Below are 26,269 nucleotides of genomic sequence, written 5' to 3'. Positions count from 1 at the left end.
GGGCGAGGGCGCCTGTGAGCTATCTCCGTGCCGCCACCGTCTGGTCCCGGGCCTCCGACGACTCCAGCCGGGCCGCCGTGCGTTCGGCGGTGTGCTGTGCCCACCGGCCGCTGGTCAGGACGCCGATCCCGAGCACCAGGAGTCCGCACAGCACCAGTACCCACCAGCCGGGGCGGGCGGCGGTCTCGAAGCCCTCCGCGTAGGTCAGCCCGCCGAGCCCGGCCGCCAGGAGCGCGCCGACCACCGCGACGCCCAGGGTCTGGCCCAGCTGGCGGCTGGTGGAGGCGACGGCGGAGGCGACACCGGCCTGGGAGAGCGGCATCCCGGACACCGCCGTGTTGGTGATGGGCGCGTTCACGAAGCCGAAGCCGATGCCGAACAGGGCATAGCCGAGGAGGAGGGTCACGTCGGAGGTCTCGGCGTGGAACGCGGCGAACATCAGGGCCCCGGCCGTCATCGTCACCCCGGCGATCACCAGCGGTATCCGTGGGCCCCGGCTGCCGACCAGCCGTCCGGACAGCGGGGCGCACACGAAGGTCGGGAGGGCCATCGGCAGCATCCACAGTCCGGCGTGCAGGGCGTCCAGGCCCCGGACGTTCTGGAGGTACAGCGTCGACAGGAAGAGGAAGCCGCCGAGCGCGGCGAAGGCGCTGATGGCGATGACCGTCGCACCGCTGAACGGCGCCGACCGGAAGAACCGCAGGTCGATCAGCGGTTCGGCCCGTCTCGGCTCCACCCGCACCAGCGCCACCAGCGCGAACACCGCGAGGGCGGCGAAGGGGAGGACGTACGACAGTGAGGAGTGCGGGGCCTCGATGATCGCGTACGTCAGCGAACCGAACAGCAGGATGATCAGGAGCTGTCCGACCGGGTCCGCCCTGCGCGGCTTGGCGGCCCGGGACTCCGGGACGAACCGCCAGGTCAGCAGGAGCGCGGCGATACCGACGGGGAGGTTGATCCAGAAGATCGCCCGCCAGTTGACCGCCTCCACCAGCAGACCGCCGATCATGGGACCGGCCGCCATCGAGATACCGACCACCGCGCCCCACGCGCCGATCGCGCGGGCGCGTTCGGCGGGGGCGGTGAAGGTGTTGGTGATGATCGACATGGCGACCGGGTTCAGCATCGAGCCGCCCACCGCCTGGATCATCCGGAACGCCACCAGCGTCTCCAGGCTGGGCGCCACGGAGCACAGGGCCGAACCGAGGGTGAAGACGATCAGGCCCACGATGAAGACCCGCTTGCGCCCGATCCGGTCGGCCGTGGAACCGGCCAGCATCAGCAGGGAGGCCAGGACCAGCGTGTACGCGTCGATGGTCCACTGGAGACCGGAGGTGGTGGCGTGCAGGTCGCGCTGCATCGAGGGGAGCGCGATGTTCAGCACCGTGTTGTCCATGCTCACGATCAGCAGGCTCATACAGCAGATCGCGAGTACCAGCATCCGTCGGCGAGAGCTCGGCTCGGACATTTCTCCACTGTACGTCGATTTCGATAGTGCGGCTAACTAACAAATATGTGGATGCCGTGTGGGTTCGGCACCCGGCACAATGGGGGGATGTCCACGCCCGTCAGCCCCGCGCAGCCGTCGCTGCGGATCGGTCCGCACACCGTTCAGCCGCCCGTCGTCCTGGCCCCCATGGCCGGGATCACCAACGCGCCCTTCCGCACCCTGTGCCGGGAGTTCAGCGGCGGGAAGGGCCTGTTCGTGAGCGAGATGATCACGACCCGGGCGCTGGTCGAGCGCAATGAGAAGACCATGCAGCTGATCCACTTCGACGCGAGCGAGACACCGCGCTCGATCCAGCTGTACGGGGTGGACCCGGCGACCGTCGGCAAGGCGGTCCGCATGATCGCGGACGAGGGTCTCGCCGATCACATCGACCTGAACTTCGGCTGCCCCGTCCCCAAGGTGACCCGCAAGGGCGGTGGCTCCGCGCTGCCCTACAAGCGTCCGCTGCTGCGCGCGATCCTGCGCGAGGCGGTCACCGGCGCGGGGGACCTGCCGGTCACGATGAAGATGCGCAAGGGGATCGACGACGATCACCTCACCTTCCTCGACGCCGGGCGGATCGCGGTGGAGGAGGGCGTCACGGCGATCGCGCTGCACGGGCGGACCGCCGCCCAGCACTACGGCGGCACCGCCGACTGGGACGCCATCGCGCGGCTGAAGGACCACGTCCCCGAGATCCCCGTCCTCGGCAACGGCGACATCTGGTCGGCGGACGACGCCCTGCGCATGGTCCGTACGACCGGCTGCGACGGGGTCGTGGTCGGGCGCGGGTGCCTCGGGCGGCCGTGGCTGTTCGGGGATCTCGTCGCGGCGTTCGAAGGGCGGGCGGGGGAGGTGGCGCGGCCCTCGCTGCGGGTCGTCTCCGATGTGATGGTGCGGCACGCCGCGCTGCTCGGGGAGTGGATCGGGGACGAGGCGCGGGGCGTCATCGACTTCCGTAAGCATGTCGCCTGGTATCTCAAGGGGTTCGCGGTCGGCTCCGAGATGCGCAAGCGGCTGGCCATCGCCTCGTCGCTGGCGGAGTTGCGGGGCGGGCTGGACGAACTGGACCTCGACCAGGGCTGGCCGGAGGGCGCGGACGGTCCCCGTGGCCGGACCTCGGGCAACAACCGGGTCGTACTCCCGGACGGCTGGCTCCGGGACCCGTACGACTGTGCCGGCGTGGGGGAGGAGGCAGAACTGGACACCTCCGGCGGTTGACCGGGTGTTACGGCAGCGGGATGCCGCCGGCCACTCCACGCCGGACGCCTTCACCCACCCACCCACCCGTCTCGCCCAGCCAGCCCCTGACCGTCGCCTCGCGTCCCCCGTCCCGACCAGGGCGCCCGGCGCTGGACGGTTTTTCCCGCCCGCCCGCCCGTCTCGGTCAGCCGGGTCCTGGCCGTCTCCTTGCGCCTCCCGTCCCGACCAGGGCGCCCGGCACTGGACGGTTTTTCCCACCCGCCCGCCCGTCTCGGTCAGCCGGGTCCTGGCCGTCTCCTTGCGCCTCCCGTCCCGACCAGGGCGCCCGGCGCTGGACGGTTTTTCCCACCCGCCCACCCGTCTCGGTCGCTCGCATACAACCGTCGCCCCCGCCCCAACGGCCCCCCACTCCACCGATCAGGCTCGCTCCAGTGGCCCCCGTACCCCCCGTACCCCCATGCCTCCGCACACCCCCCCCAAGCCCCCCAACCGACAGCCGGGTGGGTGGGGAACGGGGGGCGGGGTCAGGCGCCGGACGGTGTCGGGACCGACCCGTACGCCCTCAAGAAGCGGTCACGGAAGGCGCTCATCTTCCAGACCGGTGTCGTGCCGCCAGGCTGAAGGCCGTCCGTCCAGCGCCAGTCGGAGATCTTCGCCAGCACCGCGGGGTCCTTCGCCACGATCGACACCGGTACGTCCCGGCTGGCGCGCGGCCCCGTCACCTTGGCCAGCGGCTGGTGGTCGCCGAGGAACACCAGCACCGTGTCCTCGGTGCCGTACCGCTCCAGCCACTCCGTCAGAGAGCGGACCGAGTAGGCGACGGACTTCCCGTACTCCTCCTTGGAACGCGTTCCGTTCGAGACGATCTCCGACGGGCGGTGGCCCTTCGCCTCGATCGGGTCGTAGAGGGAGCCGTCGCCGAGGTCGTCCCAGTCCACCATCTCCGGCAGCGGCGCCCACGGCTGGTGACTGGACGTCAGGATGATCTCCGACATCAGCGGCCGTTCCCCGTCCCCCCGCCGACCGTGCTCCAGCCGCTCGAACGCCTGCAGCGCGTACTGGTCCGGCATGGTCGACCAGCTGAACTTCGGCCCCTCGTAGCCGAGGTCGAAGGCGTCGTACACGGTGTCAAGACCGAAGAACCGCTGCTCCGGCCAGCCCTTCTGCACACCCGGCATCACCCCGACCGTGTCCCACGCCCCCGTCTTCTGGAACACCTTGGTCAGGGTCAGCCGGTCGCCCGCCGTCACCGTCCGGTACCGCTGCTGGTTGTCGATCCACAGGCCGGACAGGAACGTGGAGTGCCCGAGCCAGCTGCTCCCTCCGAAGGTCGCCGAGGTCAGCCAGCCGCTCTTGGCCCGGAACCCGGCTGCCTCCAGCGCCTTGTTGCGGTCCGTCAGCGTCCCGGTGACGCCGGGCGCGGTCACCGGGTCCTCGATCGCCGTCCGGCCGTAGCTCTCGATGAACGCGAAGACCACGTCCTTGCCCCGCAGGTCCGGGACGAGCTGACCGGGCGGTGTCGCCCCGTAGGGGTCCTTGCCCGCCTCCTTGGCGAACGCCGCCTCGTCCTTCAGTGTCCACCGCACCATCCGCGCCTTCGCCTCGACCACGTCCCGCGCCCGGTCGGCGGCCACCGGCACCCCGGCGAGCTGCACCCCCAGCGTGGCGCAGCAGATCCACACCGTCGCCGTGATCAGCGTCCCCCGGGTCACCGCCCCCTGATGGCGTCCGAGGAGGCGGCTGAGCCGTACGGCCGCCGCCCCCGTCCCCGCGACCAGCGCCACCGCCCCCACCACGACCGCCACCGTCGCGATCCAGGTGGTCGTCCGCCCCATGGTGTCGACCATGTACGACTGGGCGTCGTCCAGCAGCCCCCAGTCCAGCACCGGGTTGAAGCCCCGCCCCAGATACTCCCGGAACCCGAGGTCCAGCAGGTTCACCACCGTGACCGTCCCGAGCCCGGCGCCGATCGCCCCGGCCGCCCAGGACCGCGCCCGGCGCGGGAGCGCGAGCAGCAGCGCCGCCGCCACGACCAGCTCCGCCGGAATCCGTACGAACGCCGCGGGCCGCATGTCCTCCAGCGCGTTCGGCAGCACACAGGCCAGGAACACCAGCGCCGCGGCCCCCGCCGTCAGCCCGACCCGCCCCGCGAGGGCCGCCCGGGGATGCCGTTCCCCCCACTGCGCCACATGTCGTCGGGGCCGGGAGAGCAAGCGGGCGAGTACGGCCACCAGAAGGGTCCTTCCGCACGGTGCGGGTCACGTGTCCTGTCCCGTCCCGTACGGAACGGTCCTGTCCCGTCCCGTACGGGCCGCCCCCACGACCCGTTCACCGCACCGCCCTTCCCTGCCCTTTCTTTGCCTTACACCCCTCCCACCGCCGCCGCTTCTCTTCCCTACGCCCCTCCCACCGCCGTCAGCAGACCCAGCGGCGAGGCCGCCGCCCGTGACTCCCGCACACACGCGTGCGCGTACGGCACGGGCCCGTCCCCGACCCCCCGCTCGTACCCCGCGTACACCTCGGGGAGCCGTCCGCCCATCGCCCCGGCCGCCGCCACCACGCCCTGCGCCACCGCCCGCGCCTCGTCGTGCAGCCCGTAGCGGGCCAGGCCCAGCGTGATCAGCGCGTTGTCGTGCGGCCACACCGAACCCCGGTGGTACGACAGCGGGTGGTACGCGGGCTGCCCGGCCGCCAGCGTCCGCACGCCCCAGCCGGAGAAGAAGTCCGGTTCCAGCAGCCGCCGCCCGACCACCTCCCCGTACTCCTTGTCGAGCAGCCCGGACCACAGCAGATGCCCGGCGTCGGAGGCCAGCGCGTCCAGGGCGCGGCCCTCGCCGTCCAGGGCCAGCGCCGGGAACGCCCGGTCCGCCATCCAGAAGTCCCGCTGGAAACGGTCCCGCAGATCCGCCGCCGCCTGCTCCAGCAGCGCCGCGTACACCTCGTCGCCCCACACCGTGCGCGACAGCCACGCGGTGCGGCGCAGGGCGTCGTACGCGTAGCCCTGCGCGCCCGCCGCCATCACCGGGCCGGTCGGCCGGGTGCCGTCGGCGGCGCAGATCGCGCCGGGGGAGTCCTTCCAGTTCTGGTTGGCGAGACCGCCCCGGTCGGCGCGGTAGACGAGATAGCCGCGCGAGGTCAGCCCGCCGTGGTCCAGCATCCAGCCGACCGCGGCCCGCGCGTGCGGTTCGAGGCGCCGGGCCAGTACCCCGTTCCCGGTCTGCTCCACATACGCGCCGAGCAGCACCAGGAACAGCGGAGTGGCGTCCACCGACCCGTAGTAGCGCCCGTACGGCACCTGCCCGAAGTGGGCCAGCTCGCCGTGGCGTACCTCGTGCACGATCTTGCCGGGCTGGGCGACCGCCTCCGCGCGGGTGTCCGTCGCCTGGGTCGCGGCGAGCGCGGGCAGTGTCGCGGCGGCCAGCTGCGGACGGTACGGGAGGGCGAACAGCGAGGTCAGCAGGGCGTCCCGGCCGAGCAGACTGAGGAACCAGGGCGCCCCGGCCGCCGGTACCCGCAGTTCCTCGCCGTCCGGACCGGTCGCCGGGACTTGCAGTATGGCCAGGTCCGCGAGCCCCCGCGTACAGGCCGCCGCCAGCTCGGGCCAGCCGGTCGGGAAGGCCACGCCCTCCATGAACGCGGCCTCCCGCGCCCGTACCTGCTCGGTCACCGCGCGCGGGGAGCGCGGCACCCGCAGCGCCCGCTTCTCGCCGTGCGGCCGGGCCATCACCCGCAGCAGCAGCTCCGCCGTGCCGTGCGCGGGCAGTTCCAGGGCCCACACCAGCCGTCGGGCGCCGGTGCCGGTCTCCTCCACCGCGTCCGGGGCGGGCTCGGCGGTCACCGTGGTACTGGAGCGCCACTCGCCGCGCCGGTAGCCGAACTCGACGCCGTCGTCGAGGATCTCCCGGCGCCGCACGACGCCGGTCTTGGCGTAGGTGCGGTGGTCCGCGCGCAGCTCGAACTGGTCGGTGAAGTCGGCGTCGACGGTGAGCGCCAGCCGGACCGTGACCGGCACCGGCCGGTTGCTGGTCACCCGCAGCGACTCCACGAACGCGCTCTCCGCGACCGCCTGTTCCCGGAACAGGGTGCACGCGGGCGGCTCGGTGCGCCCGCCGCGCGGGACGAGGACACAGCGCGCGGTGTCCCCGGCGCCGACCGGCGCCAGGGCCTCCGGCACCGCCCCGTCCACGGTGAGCTGCCAGCGGCTCAGATGCCGGGCGTCCCGCACGAACAGCCCCTCGGGGGAGCCGCCGTGCCGTACGCCGGTGATGTCGCCGCTGTCGTCGACGGCGGCGAACGTACCGCCGTACACGAGCAGATGATGCCGGTCCGTCATGGCCGGTCCCCTCCCTCGGCCGTGGCGCTCCGCGCGGCCGGTTCCATGGCGTGCAGCAGATCGAGGGTGAGGGCGGCGGTCCAGCCGAAGCCGGCCGCGCCGCAGGCCCCACCGGTGTACGGGTCGACGTACTCGGCGAACCCGGACGACAGCGCGCTGTCCACGAGGGCCGACCGCAGGGCGTCCGCCCGCTCCGGCTCGCCGTGGCGGCGCAGCCCGCGCTCCACCAGCCAGCCGGTGTTGAACCAGGCCGGCCCGCGCCAGTAGCGGTGCGGGTCGAACGACTCGCCCAGCAGGTCGTAGCTGGGCACCAGCCGGGTGCTCGCGCCCAGCCCGAAGTGCGGGCCGGTGAGTGTGCGCACCAGCGTGGCGGCGATCTCGCGCGGCAGCGTCGGCAGCATCAGCGGGACCAGCCCGGACACCGCGCGCTCGGGGACCAGTTCCCCACCGAGGACGGACCCGCCGGACCGCCGGGCCCCGCCGGGTCGCCGGGACCCGGCCCGCGCCCCCGTCTCGTCGCCGTCGCGCAGATCCCGGCACAGGAACATCCCGCTCGCCGGGTCCCACAGCCGGTCCAGCAGAACGGCCGTGAGGCGCTCGGCGCGCGCGTGACGGGCGGTGCCGGTGGCGCCCAGTTCCCCGGCGATCCGGGCGAGGGCGTGCTCGGAGGCGATCAGCAGGGCGTTGAACGCGGGGTCCTCCACCATGAACGCGCCCGGCGCGTCCGCGTATCCGCCGTCCCGGTAGTCCGCCGCCAGCCGCACATACCGGCCGTAGTCCAGATCGGTCGGCCGGTCCTCGGCGGCGCCGTGGTCGAGGTCGGCGCGGCGGAAGGAGCGGCCCGGGGCGGGGACGACCCGGGCGAGCGGGGCGTCCCAGGCGGGGCTGTTGTCCATGCCCTGCTCCCAGGGGTGGACGACCGAGGCCAGTCCGGCACCGCCCAGATCACGTCGGTGCAGCAGATAGCGGTGCCAGGCGGCGAGCTTCGGATACATGCCGGTGAGGAAGCCCCGGGCGCGGGACAGACCGGGGTCGGCGAGATGGGTGAACCAGACAGCCAGCGCGTGCACCGGTGGCTGCACGATCCCTGACGTCTGTACGGTGCGCGGAGCGCCCGCGGTGCGGCCCGCGGCCGAGGAGCGCCAGAAGTCGGGGCTCGGGAAGTACGCGTCGAGCGGCACGGAGGGGTTGAAGACGATGTGCGGGACACGGCCGTCGCCCCACTGGGCGCGGAACAGCGTCTCCAGTTCGGTCTGGGCCCGTAACGGCGACAGGTGCCGCAGTCCGATCGCGATGAACGCCGAGTCCCAGGACCACTGGTGCGGATACAGCGAGCGCGAGGGCACCGTCGATGTCCCGGTCCAGTTCCGTTCCAGCACCCGGGCCGCCGCGAGCCGGGGCGAACCGGGCGGCGGTGGAGGATCGTATGCGATCTCTCGGTGCGCAGGTCGGGCGGTGAGTTGGGCGGTGCGATCCACTCGGGGCTCCCCGAAGACGTACGGCCGGACCGGTTCGGTCCTGGCCACCGTAGAGTTACGTCTATTTAACACGCAAAACCCAGGATGTAATGCAGACTTGGGAAACACAAGGGGGTGAGCATGACCGGTCGTAACGGAACCCAGACCAGCGCCGGTGAGCTGCTGGAACTCGTCCGCAGCGGACGGGCCGTCACCCGTGGCGCGCTCCAGCAGGTCACCGGACTGTCCCGGGCCACCGTCGGTCAGCGCCTGGACCGGCTCTTCCGCGCGGGCTGGCTGCGCGAGGGCGCCGGGGGCCCGGTCGGCTCCCCGCTCGGCGGACGCCCCTCCATCACCCTGGAGTTCGACGACGCGCACGCGGTGGTCCTCGCCGCCGACCTCGACACCCGGCACGCCCGCGCCGCCCTGCTGACCCTGACCGGCGACATCCTCGCGGAGAGCGGCGGCACGCTGGTGGTGGAGGACGGCCCGGAGCCGGTGCTCGGCGAGCTCGGCGGCTGGTTCGCGGAGCTGCTGCGCAAGGCCGGGCGGAGCCCCGCGGAGGTCTGCGGCATCGGCCTCGCCGTGCCCGGCCCGGTGGACTCCACGACCGGCCGGGTGGTCCAGCCCCCGATGATGCCGGGCTGGGACGGCTACGACATACGGGGCCGCCTCGCCCGCTCCTTCGCCGACCACACCGGCGCCACCGCCCCGGTACCGGTCCTGGTCGACAACGACGCCAACCTCATGGCGTACGGCGAGCAGCGCGCCGGGCATCCGGGGTGCGCGGCGTTCGTGCTGGTCAAGGTGTCCACCGGGATAGGCGCTGGCGTGGTGGTGGACGGCGCGCTGTTCCGTGGCGTCGACGGCGGCGCCGGGGACATCGGCCACATCCGCGTCCCGCGGGGCACCCACGCGCTGTGCCGCTGCGGCTCGTACGGCTGTCTCGCGGCCGTCGCCAGCGGGGGTGCGGTGGCGCGGCGGCTGTCCGAGGCCGGGGTGCCGGCGGCGTCCGGCTCGGATGTGCGGGTGCTGCTGGCGGCGGGGCATCCGGAGGCGGCGGCGCTCGCCCGCGAGGCGGGGCGGGACGTGGGGGAGGTGCTGGCGACGGTGGTGACGCTGCTCAACCCCGGTGTGCTGATGATCGCCGGTGATCTGGCGGGGATACCGTTCCTGACCGGCGTACGGGAGCTTCTGTACCAGCGGGCGTTGCCGCGCTCCACCGCGCATCTGGAGGTCGTGACATCCCGTCTGGGCGACCGGGCGGCGCTGATCGGTGGCGGCGCGCTGGTGGTGGAACACCTCTACGCCCCGGACCGCGCGGAGGAGCGATTGCGCGCGCTGGGTGTTTGACCGGCGCGCCTAGGGGGGCGGGTGCGGGTGGTGTGTGGTTGCTCGCGCAGTTCCCCGCGCCCCTAAAAACAGGGCGTTGCCCCGACCGCCCCTCGAAGACCCGGGGCCCACACACGGCGCCCAGCCCCCGCCGGTCTTTCAGGGGCGCGGGGAACTGCGCGACCAGCCCCCACACACCCGCACTTTTCCCCGCACCGATGGTGGACCGAGCCTTTCAGGGGCGCGGGGAACTGCGCGACTAACCCCCACCCACCCGCACTTTTCCCCGCACCGGTGGTGGACCGAGGCTTTTTAGGGGCGCGGGGAACTGCGCGACCAGCCCCCACGCACCCGCACCTTCCCCCGCGCCGGTGGAGGACCGGGCCTCTCAGGGGCGCTGGGGGTGCCCCCTCTGGGGGAGGAACTGCGCGACCCCGCCCCCACCCACCCGCACTCGCCAAACGCACCCCCCGCCAGAGAACCCCGAAGTTGCGGCCCAACGGGCCCAAGCGCACGCTCGGTGGATGAGAGGAGGTTTCCTCCCCGTAACGGCTCCTCGCCGACCGTCCGCATGGTGATATCCGGTCGCCCGCAAGAGTGACCGCACCGCGTGATTCTCGCCACCCTTGATAAGGCTTCCGCTCAGATGAGCGGATCATGAGCGACTGCACTTCTCCAAGGGGTGGCACTGAGTGCCAATCGATGATCGTTCATCGAGCGAACTCAGACGTGTCATAAGTCGCTCATGTGAGCATGATGTGCAGGCATAAGGCGACGCTTGGCTTCAAGAAGTGAACACATGATCGCCCGATTCCTTGCCAAGCCTTGACTTTCGATCCTGTGGCGGATGCCCGGTTACAGGCACATGACGCACAAGTAGACCTCCCCAGACGCCTTGGATCTGGGTATGTTCCTCGCCGTCAGGGCAGCCACCGAGTCCTCCGAGGAGTTGGGACCCGTGTCGGAAAAGAACAAGTTCGTTTACGACTTCACCGAGGGCAACAAGGACCTGAAGGACCTTCTGGGTGGCAAGGGCGCGAACCTCGCGGAGATGACCAATCTGGGCCTTCCGGTCCCTCCCGGGTTCACCATCACCACCGAGGCGTGCAAGGTCTACCTGGACAGCGGCGAGGAGCCCGCGGCACTGCGTGACGAGGTGAGTGCGCACCTCGACGCGCTGGAGCAGCGCATGGGCAAGAAGCTCGGCCAGGCCGACGACCCCCTGCTGGTCTCCGTACGTTCCGGAGCGAAGTTCTCCATGCCGGGCATGATGGACACCGTCCTCAACATCGGGCTCTCCGACGCGTCCGTGCAGGGACTGGCCCGGCAGGCGGGCGACGAGCGGTTCGCCTGGGACTCCTACCGCCGCCTCATCCAGATGTTCGGCAAGACGGTCCTCGGCGTCGACGGCGAGCTGTTCGAGGAGGCGCTGGACAAGGCCAAGTCCACCAAGAAGGTCGCGGTGGACACCGAGCTGGAGGCCGCCGACCTCAAGAAACTGGTCACCGCCTTCAAGAAGATCGTCAAGAAGGAGGCCGGGCGGGACTTCCCGCAGGAGCCGCGCGAGCAGATGGACCTCGCCATCAAGGCGGTCTTCGACTCCTGGAACGGCGACCGGGCCAAGCTCTACCGCCGCCAGGAACGCATCCCGCACGACCTCGGCACCGCCGTCAACATCTGCTCCATGGTCTTCGGCAACCTCGGCCCCGACTCCGGCACCGGCGTCGCCTTCACCCGCGACCCCGCCTCCGGCTACCAGGGCGTCTACGGCGACTACCTCCAGAACGCCCAGGGCGAGGACGTCGTCGCCGGCATCCGCAACACGGTCCCGCTGGCCGAGCTGGAGTCGATCGACAAGACGTCGTACGACCAGCTGATGCGGATCATGGAGACCCTGGAGAACCACTACAAGGACCTCTGCGACATCGAGTTCACCATCGAGCGCGGCCAGCTGTGGATGCTCCAGACCCGGGTCGGCAAGCGCACCGCCGGTGCCGCCTTCCGGATCGCGACCCAGCTCGTCGACCAGGGCCTGATCGACGAGGCCGAGGCGCTCCAGCGGGTCAACGGCGCCCAGCTCGCCCAGCTGATGTTCCCCCGCTTCGACGAGGACGCCAAGGTCCAGCAGGTCGGCCGGGGCATCGCCGCCTCACCGGGCGCGGCGGTCGGCAAGGCGGTCTTCGACTCGTACACCGCCGTCAAGTGGTCCCGCTCCGGCGAGAAGGTCATCCTGATCCGCCGCGAGACCAACCCCGACGACCTCGACGGCATGATCGCGGCGGAGGGCATCCTCACCTCCCGTGGCGGCAAGACCTCCCACGCGGCCGTGGTCGCCCGGGGCATGGGCAAGACCTGTGTGTGCGGCGCGGAGGAGCTGGAGGTCGACACCAAGCGCCGCCGGATGACCGTCCCCGGCGGGCATGTGGTGGAGGAGGGCGACCTGATCTCCATCGACGGCTCCTCCGGCAAGGTCTACCTCGGTGAGGTACCGGTCGTCCCGTCCCCGGTGGTCGAGTACTTCGAGGGCCGGATGCACGCGGGCGCCGACGACGCCGACGAACTCGTCGAGGCCGTCCACCGGATCATGGCCTTCGCCGACCGCAAGCGCCGGCTGCGGGTCCGCGCCAACGCCGACAACGCCGAGGACGCGCTGCGCGCCCGCCGCTTCGGCGCCCAGGGCATCGGCCTGTGCCGCACCGAGCACATGTTCCTCGGCGACCGGCGCGAGCTGGTGGAACGGCTGATCCTCGCGGACCACGACGAGGAGCGCGAGGAGTCCCTGAAGGGTCTGCTGCCGCTCCAGAAGCGGGACTTCGTGGAACTCTTCGAGGCGATGGACGGCCTCCCCGTCACCGTCCGGCTCCTCGACCCGCCGCTGCACGAGTTCCTGCCCGACATCACCGAACTCTCCGTCCGGGTGGCCCTCGCCGAGTCCCGCCAGGAGCCGCACGAGAACGAACTCCGGCTCCTCCAGGCCGTCCACCGCCTCCACGAGCAGAACCCGATGCTGGGCCTGCGCGGAGTCCGGCTCGGCCTGGTCATCCCCGGGCTGTTCACCATGCAGGTCCGCGCCATCGCGGAGGCGGCGGCGGCCCGCAAGGCGGCCAAGGGCGACCCGCGCGCCGAGATCATGATCCCGCTGGTCGGCACGGTCCAGGAGCTGGAGATCGTGCGCGACGAGGCGGACCGGGTGATCGCCGAGGTGGAGGCGGAGACCGGCACCTCCCTGAAGCTCTCCATCGGCACGATGATCGAGCTCCCGCGCGCCGCGCTGACCGCCGGTCAGATCGCCGAGGCCGCCCAGTTCTTCTCGTTCGGCACCAACGACCTGACCCAGACGGTGTGGGGCTTCAGCCGCGACGACGTCGAGGCGTCCTTCTTCACCGCCTACCTGGAGAAGGGCATCTTCGGCGTCTCCCCCTTCGAGACCATCGACCGCGACGGCGTCGGCTCCCTGGTCGAACTCGCCGCGAAGGCGGGCCGCGAGACCCGCCCCGACCTCAAGCTCGGGGTCTGCGGCGAACACGGCGGCGACCCGGAGTCCGTGCACTTCTTCCACGAGGTGGGTCTCGACTACGTCTCCTGCTCGCCGTTCCGCATCCCGGTGGCGCGGCTGGAGGCGGGCCGGGCGGCGTCCGGGTCCTCCCGGTCGGCCGGGAGCGACCACCGGTAGCCGACGGACGGGGGTCCTGAACGCCGGAACCACCCTCGCCGACCTGACCCTCGCCGAGGCGGGGCGGTTCCGGGCTACGGAGAGGGGCGGCACCCTGTGCGGGGGTGCCGCCCCTCGGCGTTCTCCGTCGGCTACACCCCCATGACCTCGATCGCCTGCGCCGGACACCCCCGGGCCGCCTCCTTGGTCAGCGGATCTCCGCCGCCGTCCTCCTTGCCGGGGCGTACGGTCCCGAACCCGTCGTCGTCCTGGTCGAAGACCGCCGGTGCGGTCAGGAAGCAGTTGCCTGCGCCGATGCAGAGGTTGGTGTCGATCGTCACCCGGGGCACGTCGGTCATCACAGTCCCTCACAGTCCCTATCCGTGCGGAGCGGTCCGGAGTGGCCGGTTCCGCTGTTGTGACGGCGAAGGTGCCCTTCCCGGGGCGCTTTTGATCACGGAGCGGGACGGCTTCGTTCCTTCGGGTGAGAAGTCCGTCCCGTATTCGTCACGGCATGTCCATGACTTGTCCATCCCCCTCGCCTAACGTCCCAGACCGCACCACCCCGCCGCCGACCGGTGGCGGGGCCGGTCACGGCACCTCTGGGAGTGAGAGTGGAACGTCGTAACCTTCTGCGTGCGGCCGTCCTCGGCGGCTCCGCCGCCGCACTCGGCGGCAGTCTGTGGCGCGGCGCCGCCTACGCGGCCCCCGCCCAGCCCGGCACCGGCCCCTACGGGGCGCTCGGCTCACCCGACGCCAACGGCATCAGACTGCCGAGCGGGTTCACCAGCAGGGTGATAGCCCGCTCGGGCCAGAGCGTCCCCGGCACCTCCTACACCTGGCACAGCGCGCCAGACGGAGGCGCCTGTTACGCCGATGGCAGTGGCTGGATCTATGTGTCCAACTCGGAGATCAGCCCCTCCGGCGGGGCGAGCGCGGTGAAGTTCTCGTCCACCGGCACCATCACCGCCGCCTACCGGATCCTCGCCAACACCCGCACCAACTGCGCGGGCGGCAAGACCCCGTGGAACACCTGGCTGTCCTGCGAGGAGGTGTCCCTCGGCTATGTCTACGAGACCGACCCCTGGGGCACCAACGCGGCGATCCGCCGGGACGCCATGGGCCGCTTCAAGCACGAGGCCGCCGCCGCCGACCCGGTGCGCAAGGTCGTCTACCTCACCGAGGACGAGACCAACGGCCGCTTCTACCGCTTCATCCCGGCCACCTGGGGCAATCTGTCCGCCGGGACCCTCCAGGTGATGGTGGCGGGCAGCGCCACCTCCGGCTCCTTCACCTGGGCGAACATCCCCGACCCCGACGGCTCCCCGACCACCACCCGCACCCAGGTCTCCGGCTCCAAGTCCTTCAACGGCGGCGAGGGCTGCCACTACGCCGACGACACCGTCTGGTTCACCACCAAGGGCGACAACCGCGTCTGGCAGCTCAATCTGACCACCAACACCTACGAGCTGGCCTACGACGACTCCCTCGTCACCTCCGGCACCGCGCCCCTGACCGGCGTCGACAACATCACCGGCTCGGCCTCCGGGGACCTCTACGTCGCCGAGGACGGCGGCAACATGGAGATCTGCGTCATCACCCCGGCCGACGTCATCGCGCCCTTCCTGCGTATCGACGGCCAGTCCGCCTCGGAGATCACGGGCCCGGCGTTCTCCCCCGACGGCCGCCGCCTGTACTTCTCCAGCCAGCGCGGCACGAGCGGCAGTTCCTCCGCCGGCATCACCTACGAGGTCACCGGCCCGTTCCGGTCGTAGCGCCGGCCCTGTTCGAGCGGCGACCCCTCGGACCGCTGGACGACGGGTGGGGCGCCGGACCACCGGACCCGCTGCACGACGGGTGGGGCGGCGTCACCGCGCCCCACCCCTTCCCGGTCCCGCAGAAGCCGTCGCCGCCCGCACCTCGTACACCCGCACCCCCACCCCCTCCTCGTCCAGACACCGGCCCGACCGCAGGTCGAAGCGCTGCTTCAGCAGGGGGGAGGCCACGAACGCGCGGCCCGCGTGGGTGCCGGTGAGCCCCCGGGACAGGACCGCCGCCCCACCGAACGGATCGCGGTTGTCGATGGCGTACAGCCGCCCCGCCCGGTCGCGGAACAGGGCGACCTGGTCGCCGCCCGGCAGCAGCGCGGCGACGCCCCGGCCGGGGAGCAGGAGGTCCAGGTCGCAGACGGCCAGCCAGCCACCGCCGCCCGGCAGCCGGATCTGCACCTCGAGCCCGGACGCCGGGCCGGTTTCTTTCACGGCGGTCATTTCGGGTGCCATGGTCATCGCGGGGCGGTTCCTTCCAGGACGGGGACGTCGGCGGGGCGCAGCCCGATCGCCAGCAGCGGCAGGTCCGGCTTGATCTGATCGCGCTCGGATACGAAACCGACCACCGGGTCGGGGGCGTCGGGGGCGTTCACGAACGACACGAAACGGGCCAGCTTCTCGGGGTCGGCGAGGGTCCGCGCCCACTCGTCGCGGTAGTGCGCCACATGGTCGGCCATCAGCCGCTCCAGCTCCTCGCAGATCCCGAGGGAGTCGTCCACCACCACGTCCCGGACATGGTCCAGGCCGCCCGGCAGCCGCTCCAGCCAGGCCGAGGTGCGCTCCAGCCGGTCGGCGGTACGGATGTAGAACATCAGGAACCGGTCGATCAGCCGGATCAGCTCCGCGTCGCTCAGATCCTGCGCGAGCAGATCCGCGTGGCGCGGACTCGCCCCGCCGTTCCCACCGACGTACAGGTTCCAGCCGCTCGCCGTGGCGATCACCCCGAAGTCCTTCGACCGGGCCTCCGCGCACTCCCGGGCGCACCCGGACACCGCCGACTTCAGCTTGTGCGGGGAGCGCAGCCCCCGGTACCGCAGCTCCAGGTCGATCGCCATCCGCACCGAGTCCTGCACGCCGTACCGGCACCAGGTCTGTCCGACGCACGACTTCACCGTGCGCAGCGCCTTCCCGTACGCGTGCCCCGACTCGAAGCCCGCGTCGACCAGCCGGGTCCAGATCAGCGGGAGCTGCTCGACCCGGGCGCCGAACAGATCGATGCGCTGACCGCCGGTGATCTTCGTGTACAGCCCGAAGTCCCGGGCGATCTCCCCGATCACGATGAGCTTCTCCGGGGTGATCTCACCGCCGGGAATCCGCGGGACGACGGAGTACGAGCCGTTCTTCTGGAGGTTGGCGAGGAAGTGGTCGTTGCTGTCCTGGAGCGCCGCCTGCTCACCGGCCAGGACATAGCCGCTCACACCGATCGTCCCGGCCAGCGAGGCGATGATCGACCCGACGGCCGGTTTGCAGACCTCGCACCCGTCACCGCCCCGGGCGCCCTCCCGCCCGAAGCGGTCGAGCAGTTCCTGGTACGTGGTGACGCGCAGGGCGAGGACGATCTCGTACAGCTCCTCGCGGGTCTGCGGGAAGCAGCCGCACAGCCCTTGGTCGACCTCGACCCCGGCGGCCTCCAGTTCGGCGCCGACCAGTTGCCCCAGCACCTTCACACAGCTCCCGCAGCCGCTGCCCGCGCGGGTGCAGGCGCGCACCTGCGGGACGGTCGTGCAGCCGTGTTCCGCGACCGCCGCGCGGACCGCGCCCTTGGTCACGTTGTGGCAGGAGCAGACCACCGCCTCGTCCGGCAGCGCGCCCGGACCGAGCTGCGCCCCGCCGCCCGCGCCCACGGGCAGTACCAGCGACTCCGCCGCCACCGGGGGCACCGAACCGGTCAGGGCGCGCAGTGTGCCGTACGCGTCCGCGTCGCCGACGAGGATGCCGCCGAGCAGTGTGCCGTCCCGGGCGACGACCAGCTTCTTGTACAGCCCCGAGCGGGCGTCGGAGTACACCACGTCCAGACAGTCGGCGGTCGTGCCGTGCGCGTCGCCGAAGGAGGCCACATCCACGCCGAGCAGCTTCAGCTTGGTGGAGACATCGGCGCCGGTGAACGCGGCCTCGGCCTCGGCGATCGTCGCCGCCGCCGTCTCCGCCTGCTCGTAGCCCGGCGCCACCAGCCCGTACACCCGGCCGTCCGCGCTCAGCGCGCACTCGCCGATCGCGAACACCGCCGGATCGGTGACCGTACGGCAGCGCTCGTCGACCGCGATGCCGCCCCGCTCGCCGACCGTGAGCCCGCAGTCCCGGGCGAGCTGGTCGCGGGGCCGGACCCCGGCGCTGAACACCACGAGATCGACGGCGAGTTCGCCGCCGCCGGACAGCCGCATCCCGGTGACCGCGCCCGCCGGGTCCGTGACGATCGCCTCGGTGCCGGTACCGGTGTGCACGGTCAGGCCCATGTCCTGGACCGTCCGCAGCAGCGCCGCGCCCCCGCCCTCGTCCACCTGCGCGGGCATCAGCCGGGGCGCGAACTCCACGATGTGCGTGGCCAGCCCCAGCCCCTTCAGCGCGCCCGCCGCCTCAAGCCCCAGCAGCCCGCCGCCCACCACGGCGCCGGTCCGCGCCCCGGCCCGCGCGTATGCCTCGATCGCGAGCAGGTCATCGATCGTCCGGTACACGAAACAGCCCTCGGCGTCCCGTCCCGGCACCGGCGGTACGAAGGGGAAGGAGCCGGTGGCCAGGACGAGGATGTCGTAGCCGACGGTACGGCCCGAGCGGACGGTGACAGTCCGCTCCGCCCGGTCGACCGACACCACCGGGTCGCCGAGGCTCAGCTCGATCCCGTGCGCGGCCAGGAACGCCGGGTCGCTGAGGGAGAGTTCCTTCGGGGTACGGCCCGAGAAGTACGACGTCAGCCCGACGCGGTCGTACGCGGGCCGCTGCTCCTCGCCCAGCACCACCACACGGTGGGTCGCTGTGAGGCCGCGCTCGGCGAGCGCCTCCAGGAAACGCTGGCCGACCATGCCGTGGCCGACGAGCACGATGGTGGGGACGGCCCCCGGGGTGTCGGTCGCGGTGACGGTCGCGGTCACGGTCATGCAGAAGCCTCCGTCAGGATGCGGGGGTGTCCGCGAGGTGGGCGCGCGGAGCGGGCGTCTCCCCGCTTCCTCGCAGCGTGCGCGGAGGGTGTTACCCGACCGCATCGCCCCTGTTTCCCGAGGGGAACGCTGCGCTCAGCGGGGGAGGGGGGCGGGTGTGAGGGACCGTCCCGGGCGGAGGTGGGCGGAGGTGGGCGGAGGCGGGCGGAGGCGGGCGGAGGTGGGCAGAGGTGGGCAGAGGTGGGCGGGGGTGACTGGCGATGACCGGTCACCGGTGACCGGTGGTGGCCGCTGACCTCAGAAGACCCTCAGCTACATGGACGCCACACCCGTCCCCCGCCTAGGGTCGCGATCATGCCCGACATACCCCTGACCACCCTCGTCCTGCTCTGCCTCGCCGCCCTCGCGGCAGGCTGGATCGACGCGGTGGTCGGCGGCGGCGGGCTCCTGCTGCTGCCCGCGCTGCTGCTGGGCCTACCGGGCTCCACCCCGGCCGCGCACGCGCTCGGCACCAACAAGGCGGTCGCCATCGTCGGTACGACGGGCGCGGCCATCACCTACGCCCGCAAGGCCCCGGTCGACGTCCGCACCGCCGTACGCATCGGACTCGCGGCCCTCGCCGGATCGTCCGGGGGCGCCTTCCTCGCCGCCGGGATGAGCACGGAGGTGCTGAAGCCGGTCATCATGGTGGTGCTGCTGGGCGTCGGGACGTTCGTCATCCTCCGCCCCGCCTTCGGCACCGCCCCGGCCTCCGGACCGCCCTCGCGCCGCCGCAAACTCGCCGCGATCGGCCTGGCGGGCATAGGCATCGGCTTCTACGACGGCCTGATCGGCCCCGGCACCGGAACGTTCCTGGTCCTCGCGCTCACCGCCGTACTCCACCTCGACCTGGTGGCCGCCTCCGCCACCGCGAAGATCGTCAACTGCTGCACCAACGCCGGTGCCCTCGCCATGTTCGCCTGGCAGGGCGCGGTGCTGTGGCAGTTGGCGGCGGTGATGGCGGTGTTCAACCTGGCCGGGGGCACGCTGGGCGCCCGCACCGCGCTGAAGCGGGGCAGCGGCTTCGTCCGGGTGGTGCTGCTGACGGTGGTGTTCGCGCTGGTGGCGAACATGGCGTACGAGCAGTGGCTCGGGTAAGCGGGAAGCTGAGCCGGGGCTACCGGCTGCCCGTCAGATGGGCGAACACGACGACATTCCCCTGATATCCGGTGTCGCGTGAGTAGCCGCCGCCGCAGGTGATCACGCGTAGCTCGGGCCGGGCGGCGGCCCCGTAGACCTTCTCGTCCGGGAAGGCGTCGGTGTCGTACACCTCGACCGCGTCCACGGTGAACTCGGCGACGGAGCCGTCGCGCCGGTCGACCTCGATCAGGCTGCCCCGCTGGAGCGCGCCGAGCCGGTAGAAGACGGCGGGCCCGGAGCTGTTGTCGACATGCCCGGCGACGATGGCGGTGCCGGTCTCGCCGGGGGTGGTACCGGCCTCGTACCAGCCCGCGAGGTTCTTCTTCCCGGCGGGCGGCACGTCGAGGCTGCCGCCGCGGGTGAGCCGGAGCCCCATCAGCGGGGCGTCCACGCGGATGCCGGGAATCCGGATGCGGTCGGGCGGGGAGGGCGGCAGCGCGGGGGCGGCGGCGCCGGGGTGGGTACCGGACGGTGCCGTGCCCGCCTGGGCGGCCGACGGCTGGGGCGGTTCCTGGTACGCCCCGCTGCCGGGGGCGAGCAGCCAGATGCCCGTGCACAGGGCGACGAGGGTGACACCGGCTATCGCGGCGTCCCCGACCTTCTTCCGCATGGCGACCCCTCTCCTCACGTCTCCTTCTTCGCCCCGCGGGCCACGCCCCGTGCCCCCTCCGGGCCGCGAGGGGCATCGGACCCGGAGGGGAGGGGACAAGCGGTACCGGTGGACGGACAGCGGAGGGTGTCCGTCAGATCCCGTCGCCTCTCGCCCGGCGATGCAGGAGCCAGGTACCGCCCGCGGCGGCGACGGCCAGCGCCGCCACTCCTGCCGCGGTCTGCACGGGGTCGGGACCGAGCGCGCCGCCGACCCCCGTCTTCACACTGCCGCGCGGATAGACCGCACCTTGCGCCGGCCCCAGGGTGACGATCAGATCGCCGAGCGCCCGCCGCCCGCCCTTGGCACACTCGGCGACGATCTCGTACGTCCCCGGTACGGCGCTGTCGGGCACCCGGAACTGTCCGATGGCCCGGCCTTCGTCGCTGCTGGGCGCGAGCGTGAACCGCCCGGCGCCGACCGCGCTGGCGTCCCCGTCGGCGGCCCCGCTCCCTCCGCACGCGTCGGTGGTGGCGGTGATGTGCGTCCCGGGCACGACGGTGTGCGGCGCCACGTCGAGCACCCCGGCCTTGGCCGCCGTACCGCCGAACGCGGGTGCGGCGAGCCCTCCGGCGGCGGTCACGGCTAGCGCGGTGGCGGCCAGCAGCCGGGTGGTACCTCGCATCGGTGCTCCTTCGAGCGATCGGCTCAAGCGGGTGAGGGCCTGCCTCTTGAGGAAACGGGGAGTGGGGCGGGCCCGCTTGTCGAGGAAGCGGGCGCGAATACGGTGAACGGGTGGCCCGCCCCTCCAGGTCCACCGCGTTTTAGCAGGTCATGGGGGAGGGGAGGGCCGAGTAGGGGAACGTCCCGAAGGGCACCGGCGAGGGGTGTGAACGGGTGACCCCGACGTCAGGTGACCCGGTCGCCGGCCCGACAGCGCGGGCAGCGGCACGGGGGCCACATCCCGGAGACGACGGCGAGCGGCCCGAGGGGCGCGCGATAGACGAGCCGCCGGACACTCCCTACCTGAGTCCCACCCGCCTGCACCCGATAGACCTCGATGGTCATCCGAGACGCGCCCTCGGCGGGCCATGTCCCGACGTTCACCGCGCCCGCCGCCGGGTCTGCGGGGTGGAGGCGTCGAGGCACACGGCGTCCTGCCGCAGGCCGACCGCGAGAGCCCGCCGCCGCCCCCGCTCCCGCTCACACTCCTCCCAGTCCCGAACCCGAGCCTGCTCCCGAGCCCGGTCGGCATCACTGGCGGGGTAATAGGGCCGCACGAGCACGGCGGTATGGACATCGCAGCGGATCTCGCCCCGCGCCAACGGAAGAACGACCACGGGAACGGCCGTCGCCCCGCTGCTGGCGACTTGCCCACGCCGATGCCGCCCGGACGGCGGCAGCAACACCCGTAACAGCCACACAAAGAACAGCCCGAACCGGATCATGACACCCTCAACTCCCGTCCACTGATGGGTGCTTGCCTGTTTGCGGGCATCCGCTCGAAGGCGCCGATCACGAGGCAACGGCTTTCGCATCTGTCGCCCGGCGGTGCGGATGCTGACTGATGATCACGTTGAAGTTCCGGAACGCCCCCGAGTTCTCCCGGCAGTGCTCCCGCCCTTTCGCAGCCGCATCACAGATGCGGCACCAGGGCACCGGTACCGGCTCACCCCGCCCCGGCAACACCGGCTAGCCGCCCTTCCGGTGAGGCGACCGCCACTCCATGTGCCCCGAAAGGGCCGACACCCGTGGACGGGTGCCCACATCGATCACGGCGTCATTGCCCATGCGGACCACTCCTCTCCGTAGTGATTCCACTACCGAGGAGAGTGAGCGTGGCCTAGAGTCGGAGCCCAATCAACGTGTCAGACATGGGGGACACATTGGTAAACCGCAAGGAGTTGAACCCAGAAGGCGGCCCCGAGGCTGCGTTCGGCGCCCGTTTACGCAGCATGCGAGAGGCGCGCGGCTGGACCCAAGATGAGCTGGCCCTGCTCATGGGGTACTCCGGGAGGCACATCTCAGGAGTGGAAACCGGCCGTAAACCGCCAACCCGTCGGTTTTCGCTCAGCGCAGACGCCGTCTTCGAACTAGACGCGTCCGACACGTTCGAACGTGCGTGGCGCGAGATCGAACACGGCAGCCTGTTGCAAGGGTTCCCGGAGTACGTGGGGTACGAGGGGCGAGCAACGGAAATCAGGGTGTACGAGGTCGGAGCAATACCGGGACTGCTTCAGACTCCGGAGTACGCACAGGTTCTGGCGGACGGCGCCGTTCACCGAGGGGCCATCACCCGTGAGCAGGCAAGCGAGCGAGTTGCGGTCGTCGCGGAACGCCAAGCCGCGCTTGCTCGCAAGAAGCCTCCGCTGATCCTCGTGGTACTGGATGAGTCCTGCATCAGGCGACCGATCGGTGGCCCCGAAGCAGTGGACGAACAGATGCAGCGATTGGCGGAGTTCGCCGAGCAGCCAACCACCACGCTTCAGATCGCACCGTTCACTATGGGATGGAAGAGGCCGTTCGACCTGCCGCTCTACATCCTGACCATGCCGGACCGGTCGCTCATGATGTATTCCGAGTCGGCCCAGCGGGGGTACCTGGAGCGCGAGGGCTCAGCAGTACTCCCCATGTTGACGGCCTACCATCAACTACAGACCGAAGCACTGTCCCAGAGCGCATCGCTTGACCTGATCAACCAGCTACGAAAGGACGCACTGTGACTGACCGTCCAATCTGGTTCAAGTCCTCGTACAGCAACAACGGCGGTGCCTGTGTTGAGGTTGCCGCCAGTGCCGCTGCGCCCCGCAGCGCCGTTTCTGTCCGGGACAGCAAGCACGTTGAAGGCCCGATCCTCACGTTCTCTCCCGAGGCGTTCGCCGGACTGGTGACGTTCGCCCGCAACGCTGATCTCGGCTGACACCGACCGTTCCTGCGGGGCCCCGTCGGGTCGCACGTACCGGGCGGGGCCCGGCAGCCCCAGGGGCGATATGCGCCCCCTGTACGCCGTGTTGAAGCGCTCGGCCTTGGTGTATTCGTTGACCACATTCAGCGAATTCGTGAGGAGTGCGCGAATGACCAGCTTGGAAGGTTGGATCAAGTCCAGCTACAGCGGGAACGACGGAGGGCAGTGTGTAGAGGTGGCGCCTGACTACCTCCACACCGGAGTCGTCCCGGTCCGGGACAGTAAGCGCGTTGACGGCCCGATCCTCACGCTGTCTCCCGAAGCGTTCGCCGGACTGGTGATGTACGCCCGCAGCGCCGATGTCGTCTGACGCCGATCGTTCCCGCAGCGCCCCGTCCGTGCGCGCGGTGACCCACACCCCGAACGACCGCGCAATGGAGTGGGTGAAGTCCAGCTACAGCGGTGCCAACGGCGGCGACTGCCTTGAGTGGGCTCCGAGCTACGTCGCGGCACACGGTGTCGTCCCCGTGCGGGACAGCAAGCGCACTGATGGACCGATCTTCATGCTCTCTCCCGGGGCGTTCGCCGGACTGATGACGCTCGCGCGCAACACCGATGGCGGCTGATGTCGATCGACCGTTTCCGTAGAGCCCCGTCCGGTCGCACGACACCGGGCGGGGCTCGGTCGCCCAGGTGCGAGACCGGCCTCCGCATGCCGTGTCCGTGCCCGCGAACCAGGGCGGTTGCCCATCCGAATTCACCGAATTCTTGAGGAGTACGCGTGGTGACCAACACCCCGAATCCCCATGCAATGCAGTGGGTGAAGTCCAGTTACAGCGGCCCCGAGGGGGGTACATGCGTGGAATGGTCCCCCGCGCACGCGTCCGCTGCCGGCGTTGTCCCGGTCCGGGACAGCAAGCGCGCTGACGGACCGATCTTCATGTTCTCTCCCGAGGCGTTCGCCGGACTGGTGACGTTCGCCCGCAACGCTGATCTCGGCTGACATCCGACCGCTCCTGCGGGGCTCCTTCCGGCCGTACGTACCGAAAGGGGTCCGGCAGCCCTAGGGGCGATATGCGCCCCCCGCACGCCGTGTTGAACCGCCCGGCCGTGGTGTATTCGTTGACCGCATTCGGCGAATTCTTGAGGAGTACGCGAATGACGACCTTGGAAGGCTGGATCAAGTCCAGCTACAGCGGGAACAACGGCGGGCAGTGCGTAGAGGTAGCCCTCGCGCACGCATCCGCTACCGGTGTCGTCCCGGTCCGGGACAGCAAGCGCGTTGACGCCCCGGTCCTCACACTCTCTCCCGAGGCGTTCGCCGGACTGGTGACGTACGCCCGCAACGCCGATGTCGACTGACGCCGACCGTTCCCGCAGCGCCCCGTCCGTGCGCGCGGTGACCCACACCCCGAACCCCCGCGCAATGGAGTGGGTGAAGTCCAGCCGCAGCGCTCCCAACGGCGGCGACTGCCTTGAGTGGGCTCCGGGCCACCGGGCGGCACACGGTGTCGTCCCTGTGCGGGACAGCAAGCGCCCCGATGGACCGATCCTCATGCTCTCTGCTGAGGCATTCGCTGGACTGGTGGCGTTCGTGCGCAACGCCGATGTCGTCTGACACCGACCGTTCCTTCACAGCCCCGTCCGGTCGCGCGACACCGGGCGGGGCTCCTGCGACGAAACACTCCTTTGAAGTCAGATGACCCTTGAGGAGCAGCCAATGACCGACTTCCCTGCCCAGGGGAACTGGATCAAATCCAGCGTCAGCGATCCCAACGGCGGACAGTGCGTAGAGGTGGCCCCCGCCCACGCGTCCGCTACCGGCGTCGTCCCCCTCCGAGACAGCAAGCGCCCCGACGGCCCGATCCTCACGCTCTCCCCCGAAGCGTTCGCCGCACTGGTGACCTTCGCCCGCAACGCCGACCTCAGCTGAAGCCAACCGCCCCCCAGCCCCCCTCCCGTTGCGCGCCACCGAGCCTCCCCCCGCAAGACCAACCAAACACACGGACGAGAGACAATCCCCTCCGTGACCCTCCCCTTCTTCGTCTACGGCACCCTCCGCCCCGGCGAGTCCAATCACGCCGCCTACCTGCGCGGACGCACTCACACCGAGCACCCCGCCCGACTCCCCGGCGCGGTGCTGTACGACGGCCCCGGGTACCCGTACGCCGTCCCCGCCCCCGGCGGAATCGTGCACGGCGAGCTGATCACCGCCCTCCCCGACGCCTACCCCCAACTCCTCCACGCCCTGGACGAGTTGGAGGAGTACATCCCCGGTGACCCCCGCAGCCTCTACGAACGGGTCTCCCGCGAGGTCGTCCAAGACCCCGCCGGCACCCCCGTGGACGCCTGGGTCTACCTCGCCGCCCCCACCATCGCCGCGCGCCTGCGCACCCACGGCACCCTCATACCGGGCGGCGATTGGTGTACCCGCACCCGCCGCTGAGGTCCCTCAGGACTCCCCGCCGCTCGCCAGTGCCTGCCGTACCCCCGTCTCACGCGGTCCCAGGAACGTCGGGTCGGGCCGGACCACCACATCCCACGCCGCCTTCCCCGCCGCGAGGATCTCCCGGACCCCGCCGTAGTACCAGGTCGCGTCTCTCCGGTCGGCCACCCCGACCCCGTACGCCGTCACCCCCGCCGCGTCGCACAGCGCCACCGCCCGGCGGATGTGGAAGTCCTGGCTGATCAGCACCGCCTCGTCCACACCGAAGATCTCCTTCGCCCGGACACACGAGTCCCATGTGTCGAACCCGGCGTAGTCACTGACGATCCGCTCGTCCGGCACCCCCTGCCGGGTCAGATAGGCCCGCATCGCGTCCGGCTCGTCGTACTCCTCTCTGCTGTTGTCGCCCGTCACCAGCACCACCCTGATCTGACCCGCCCGGTACAGCTCCGCCGCCGCGTCCAGCCGGTTCGCCAGATACGGCGACGGCTCCCCGTCCCACCGCAGCCCCGCGCCGAACACCACCGCCACATCCGTACGCGGCACGTCCGCCGTCGTCCGCAACCGGTCGCCCGTCGTCAGCCGCAGCCACGTCATCGGCAGCAGCGCCAGCACGCACACCGCCACCACGATCCGCGCCATCCGCCGCTTCCCGGCGACCGTCCGCGGCAGCCGCACCCGCAGCCGCGCCCTCACCCACTCCCCGGCCCTGCCCACCCCGCCCACTCCCGCCCCGCCTTCCTCCACCCGTCATCAGCGAAAA

The 26,269-nt window shown here is 71.4% G+C and carries 24 protein-coding genes; 14 read left to right on the top strand and 10 right to left on the bottom strand.

Going from position 1 to position 26,269, the window contains the following annotated elements; all coding sequences use genetic code 11:
* Window positions 1-19 precede the first annotated feature (19 nt).
* On the bottom strand, window positions 20-1,468 hold the full coding sequence (locus AB0D49_RS22070; RefSeq protein WP_362759838.1) for an MFS transporter: 1,449 nt from the start codon (window positions 1,466-1,468) through the stop codon (window positions 20-22).
* A gap of 87 nt (window positions 1,469-1,555) precedes the next feature.
* Between AB0D49_RS22070 and dusB the strand changes: the two genes are divergently transcribed.
* On the top strand, window positions 1,556-2,710 hold the full coding sequence (gene dusB, locus AB0D49_RS22065) for a tRNA dihydrouridine synthase DusB (RefSeq protein ID WP_362759835.1): 1,155 nt from the start codon (window positions 1,556-1,558) through the stop codon (window positions 2,708-2,710).
* Between the two features lie 506 nt (window positions 2,711-3,216).
* Here dusB and AB0D49_RS22060 read toward each other — a convergent pair.
* The 3 genes from AB0D49_RS22060 to AB0D49_RS22050 all read right to left on the bottom strand — a co-directional run bounded on the left by AB0D49_RS22060 (window position 3,217) and on the right by AB0D49_RS22050 (window position 8,503).
* On the bottom strand, window positions 3,217-4,923 hold the full coding sequence (locus AB0D49_RS22060; protein WP_362759832.1) for a CDP-alcohol phosphatidyltransferase: 1,707 nt from the start codon (window positions 4,921-4,923) through the stop codon (window positions 3,217-3,219).
* Between the two features lie 164 nt (window positions 4,924-5,087).
* Window positions 5,088-7,025, bottom strand: coding sequence for a glycogen debranching N-terminal domain-containing protein (locus tag AB0D49_RS22055; RefSeq protein ID WP_362759829.1), 1,938 nt, complete (start codon window positions 7,023-7,025; stop codon window positions 5,088-5,090).
* A complete protein-coding gene (locus tag AB0D49_RS22050) occupies window positions 7,022-8,503 on the bottom strand; it encodes a hypothetical protein (protein ID WP_362759827.1) in 1,482 nt (493 codons plus the stop codon). Before AB0D49_RS22050 ends, AB0D49_RS22055 begins: the two co-directional genes overlap by 4 nt.
* Before the next feature lie 120 nt (window positions 8,504-8,623).
* On the opposite strand from AB0D49_RS22050, the gene AB0D49_RS22045 reads away from it, so the two are divergent.
* Together AB0D49_RS22045 and ppdK are read left to right on the top strand one after the other, a co-directional pair.
* Window positions 8,624-9,835 carry an ROK family protein gene (locus AB0D49_RS22045; protein ID WP_362759824.1) on the top strand — a complete coding sequence of 404 codons (1,212 nt, stop codon included), beginning with the start codon at window positions 8,624-8,626 and terminating at the stop codon, window positions 9,833-9,835.
* Between the two features lie 928 nt (window positions 9,836-10,763).
* Window positions 10,764-13,487, top strand: coding sequence for a pyruvate, phosphate dikinase (gene ppdK / locus AB0D49_RS22040; RefSeq protein ID WP_362760170.1), 2,724 nt, complete (start codon window positions 10,764-10,766; stop codon window positions 13,485-13,487).
* Between the two features lie 131 nt (window positions 13,488-13,618).
* Here ppdK and AB0D49_RS22035 read toward each other — a convergent pair whose 3' ends face one another.
* Entirely contained in the window at window positions 13,619-13,825 is a 207-nt protein-coding gene (locus tag AB0D49_RS22035) for a ferredoxin (protein WP_362759822.1), read from the bottom strand.
* Window positions 13,826-14,080: 255 nt separating this feature from the next.
* On the opposite strand from AB0D49_RS22035, the gene AB0D49_RS22030 reads away from it, so the two are divergent.
* Window positions 14,081-15,241: an alkaline phosphatase PhoX gene (locus tag AB0D49_RS22030; protein WP_362759819.1), complete on the top strand. Its 1,161-nt coding sequence runs from the start codon at window positions 14,081-14,083 to the stop codon at window positions 15,239-15,241.
* Between the two features lie 93 nt (window positions 15,242-15,334).
* Here the strand turns inward: AB0D49_RS22030 and nirD are convergent, their stop codons facing one another.
* Together nirD and nirB are read right to left on the bottom strand one after the other, a co-directional pair.
* Entirely contained in the window at window positions 15,335-15,754 is a 420-nt protein-coding gene (gene nirD / locus AB0D49_RS22025; RefSeq protein WP_362759816.1) for a nitrite reductase small subunit NirD, read from the bottom strand.
* Complete coding sequence (nirB, locus tag AB0D49_RS22020; protein ID WP_362759813.1) at window positions 15,751-18,387, bottom strand: nitrite reductase large subunit NirB; 2,637 nt, start codon at window positions 18,385-18,387, stop codon at window positions 15,751-15,753. The genes nirD and nirB overlap by 4 nt, the downstream gene beginning before the upstream one ends.
* A 354-nt stretch (window positions 18,388-18,741) precedes the next feature.
* Between nirB and AB0D49_RS22015 the strand changes: the two genes are divergently transcribed.
* Window positions 18,742-19,524 carry a TSUP family transporter gene (locus tag AB0D49_RS22015; protein WP_362759810.1) on the top strand — a complete coding sequence of 261 codons (783 nt, stop codon included), beginning with the start codon at window positions 18,742-18,744 and terminating at the stop codon, window positions 19,522-19,524.
* 19 nt (window positions 19,525-19,543) lie between these two features.
* On the opposite strand, the gene AB0D49_RS22010 is transcribed toward AB0D49_RS22015, so the two are convergent.
* Window positions 19,544-20,176, bottom strand: coding sequence for a class F sortase (locus AB0D49_RS22010; protein WP_362759808.1), 633 nt, complete (start codon window positions 20,174-20,176; stop codon window positions 19,544-19,546).
* Window positions 20,177-20,309: 133 nt separating this feature from the next.
* Entirely contained in the window at window positions 20,310-20,840 is a 531-nt protein-coding gene (locus tag AB0D49_RS22005) for a hypothetical protein (protein ID WP_362759805.1), read from the bottom strand.
* 1,189 nt (window positions 20,841-22,029) lie between these two features.
* On the opposite strand from AB0D49_RS22005, the gene AB0D49_RS22000 reads away from it, so the two are divergent.
* The 9 genes from AB0D49_RS22000 to AB0D49_RS21960 all read left to right on the top strand — a co-directional run bounded on the left by AB0D49_RS22000 (window position 22,030) and on the right by AB0D49_RS21960 (window position 25,506).
* Window positions 22,030-22,878 (top strand): helix-turn-helix transcriptional regulator, encoded by an 849-nt coding sequence (locus tag AB0D49_RS22000; RefSeq protein WP_362759803.1) that lies wholly within the window; start codon window positions 22,030-22,032, stop codon window positions 22,876-22,878.
* The gene (locus AB0D49_RS21995; protein ID WP_362759800.1) at window positions 22,875-23,075 is read left to right on the top strand and encodes a DUF397 domain-containing protein; all 201 of its coding nucleotides are present in this window, start codon (window positions 22,875-22,877) and stop codon (window positions 23,073-23,075) included. Before AB0D49_RS22000 ends, AB0D49_RS21995 begins: the two co-directional genes overlap by 4 nt.
* A gap of 154 nt (window positions 23,076-23,229) precedes the next feature.
* On the top strand, window positions 23,230-23,430 hold the full coding sequence (locus AB0D49_RS21990) for a DUF397 domain-containing protein (protein WP_362759797.1): 201 nt from the start codon (window positions 23,230-23,232) through the stop codon (window positions 23,428-23,430).
* A gap of 64 nt (window positions 23,431-23,494) precedes the next feature.
* Complete coding sequence (locus tag AB0D49_RS21985) at window positions 23,495-23,686, top strand: DUF397 domain-containing protein (RefSeq protein ID WP_362760167.1); 192 nt, start codon at window positions 23,495-23,497, stop codon at window positions 23,684-23,686.
* Window positions 23,687-23,871: 185 nt separating this feature from the next.
* The gene (locus AB0D49_RS21980) at window positions 23,872-24,063 is read left to right on the top strand and encodes a DUF397 domain-containing protein (RefSeq protein WP_362760164.1); all 192 of its coding nucleotides are present in this window, start codon (window positions 23,872-23,874) and stop codon (window positions 24,061-24,063) included.
* Between the two features lie 155 nt (window positions 24,064-24,218).
* Complete coding sequence (locus tag AB0D49_RS21975) at window positions 24,219-24,422, top strand: DUF397 domain-containing protein (RefSeq protein ID WP_362759795.1); 204 nt, start codon at window positions 24,219-24,221, stop codon at window positions 24,420-24,422.
* A gap of 64 nt (window positions 24,423-24,486) precedes the next feature.
* The gene (locus AB0D49_RS21970) at window positions 24,487-24,678 is read left to right on the top strand and encodes a DUF397 domain-containing protein (protein ID WP_362760161.1); all 192 of its coding nucleotides are present in this window, start codon (window positions 24,487-24,489) and stop codon (window positions 24,676-24,678) included.
* Window positions 24,679-24,780: 102 nt separating this feature from the next.
* On the top strand, window positions 24,781-24,993 hold the full coding sequence (locus AB0D49_RS21965) for a DUF397 domain-containing protein (RefSeq protein ID WP_362759792.1): 213 nt from the start codon (window positions 24,781-24,783) through the stop codon (window positions 24,991-24,993).
* 93 nt (window positions 24,994-25,086) lie between these two features.
* On the top strand, window positions 25,087-25,506 hold the full coding sequence (locus AB0D49_RS21960) for a gamma-glutamylcyclotransferase family protein (protein WP_362759789.1): 420 nt from the start codon (window positions 25,087-25,089) through the stop codon (window positions 25,504-25,506).
* A gap of 6 nt (window positions 25,507-25,512) precedes the next feature.
* Here the strand turns inward: AB0D49_RS21960 and AB0D49_RS21955 are convergent, their stop codons facing one another.
* Window positions 25,513-26,148: an ElyC/SanA/YdcF family protein gene (locus tag AB0D49_RS21955; protein WP_362760158.1), complete on the bottom strand. Its 636-nt coding sequence runs from the start codon at window positions 26,146-26,148 to the stop codon at window positions 25,513-25,515.
* Window positions 26,149-26,269 lie beyond the last annotated feature (121 nt).

This window comes from Streptomyces sp. NPDC048290 (genome assembly GCF_040652095.1).
In the GTDB taxonomy this organism is placed as follows: Bacteria; Actinomycetota; Actinomycetes; order Streptomycetales; family Streptomycetaceae; genus Streptomyces.
The sequence above is the reverse complement of the archived record's forward strand: the minus strand, read 5'-3'. Positions and strand labels throughout refer to the sequence as shown.

Bases quoted from the DNA above. Each gene is read 5' to 3' on its own strand.
- AB0D49_RS21990 (WP_362759797.1), top strand. From the start codon at position 23,230: ATGACCAGCTTGGAAGGTTGGATCAAGTCCAGCTACAGCGGGAACGAC.
- AB0D49_RS21975 (WP_362759795.1), top strand. From the start codon at position 24,219: ATGACGACCTTGGAAGGCTGGATCAAGTCCAGCTACAGCGGGAACAAC.
- AB0D49_RS21985 (WP_362760167.1), top strand. From the start codon at position 23,495: ATGGAGTGGGTGAAGTCCAGCTACAGCGGTGCCAACGGCGGCGACTGC.
- dusB (WP_362759835.1), top strand. From the start codon at position 1,556: ATGTCCACGCCCGTCAGCCCCGCGCAGCCGTCGCTGCGGATCGGTCCG.
- AB0D49_RS21970 (WP_362760161.1), top strand. From the start codon at position 24,487: ATGGAGTGGGTGAAGTCCAGCCGCAGCGCTCCCAACGGCGGCGACTGC.
- AB0D49_RS22045 (WP_362759824.1), top strand. From the start codon at position 8,624: ATGACCGGTCGTAACGGAACCCAGACCAGCGCCGGTGAGCTGCTGGAA.
- AB0D49_RS22055 (WP_362759829.1), bottom strand. From the start codon at position 7,025: ATGACGGACCGGCATCATCTGCTCGTGTACGGCGGTACGTTCGCCGCC.
- AB0D49_RS21955 (WP_362760158.1), bottom strand. From the start codon at position 26,148: ATGGCGCGGATCGTGGTGGCGGTGTGCGTGCTGGCGCTGCTGCCGATG.
- AB0D49_RS22000 (WP_362759803.1), top strand. From the start codon at position 22,030: ATGGGGGACACATTGGTAAACCGCAAGGAGTTGAACCCAGAAGGCGGC.
- AB0D49_RS22010 (WP_362759808.1), bottom strand. From the start codon at position 20,176: ATGCGGAAGAAGGTCGGGGACGCCGCGATAGCCGGTGTCACCCTCGTC.
- AB0D49_RS21965 (WP_362759792.1), top strand. From the start codon at position 24,781: ATGACCGACTTCCCTGCCCAGGGGAACTGGATCAAATCCAGCGTCAGC.
- AB0D49_RS21980 (WP_362760164.1), top strand. From the start codon at position 23,872: ATGCAGTGGGTGAAGTCCAGTTACAGCGGCCCCGAGGGGGGTACATGC.
- AB0D49_RS22015 (WP_362759810.1), top strand. From the start codon at position 18,742: ATGCCCGACATACCCCTGACCACCCTCGTCCTGCTCTGCCTCGCCGCC.
- AB0D49_RS22005 (WP_362759805.1), bottom strand. From the start codon at position 20,840: ATGCGAGGTACCACCCGGCTGCTGGCCGCCACCGCGCTAGCCGTGACC.
- AB0D49_RS22070 (WP_362759838.1), bottom strand. From the start codon at position 1,468: ATGTCCGAGCCGAGCTCTCGCCGACGGATGCTGGTACTCGCGATCTGC.
- nirB (WP_362759813.1), bottom strand. From the start codon at position 18,387: ATGACCGTGACCGCGACCGTCACCGCGACCGACACCCCGGGGGCCGTC.
- AB0D49_RS22035 (WP_362759822.1), bottom strand. From the start codon at position 13,825: ATGACCGACGTGCCCCGGGTGACGATCGACACCAACCTCTGCATCGGC.
- nirD (WP_362759816.1), bottom strand. From the start codon at position 15,754: ATGACCATGGCACCCGAAATGACCGCCGTGAAAGAAACCGGCCCGGCG.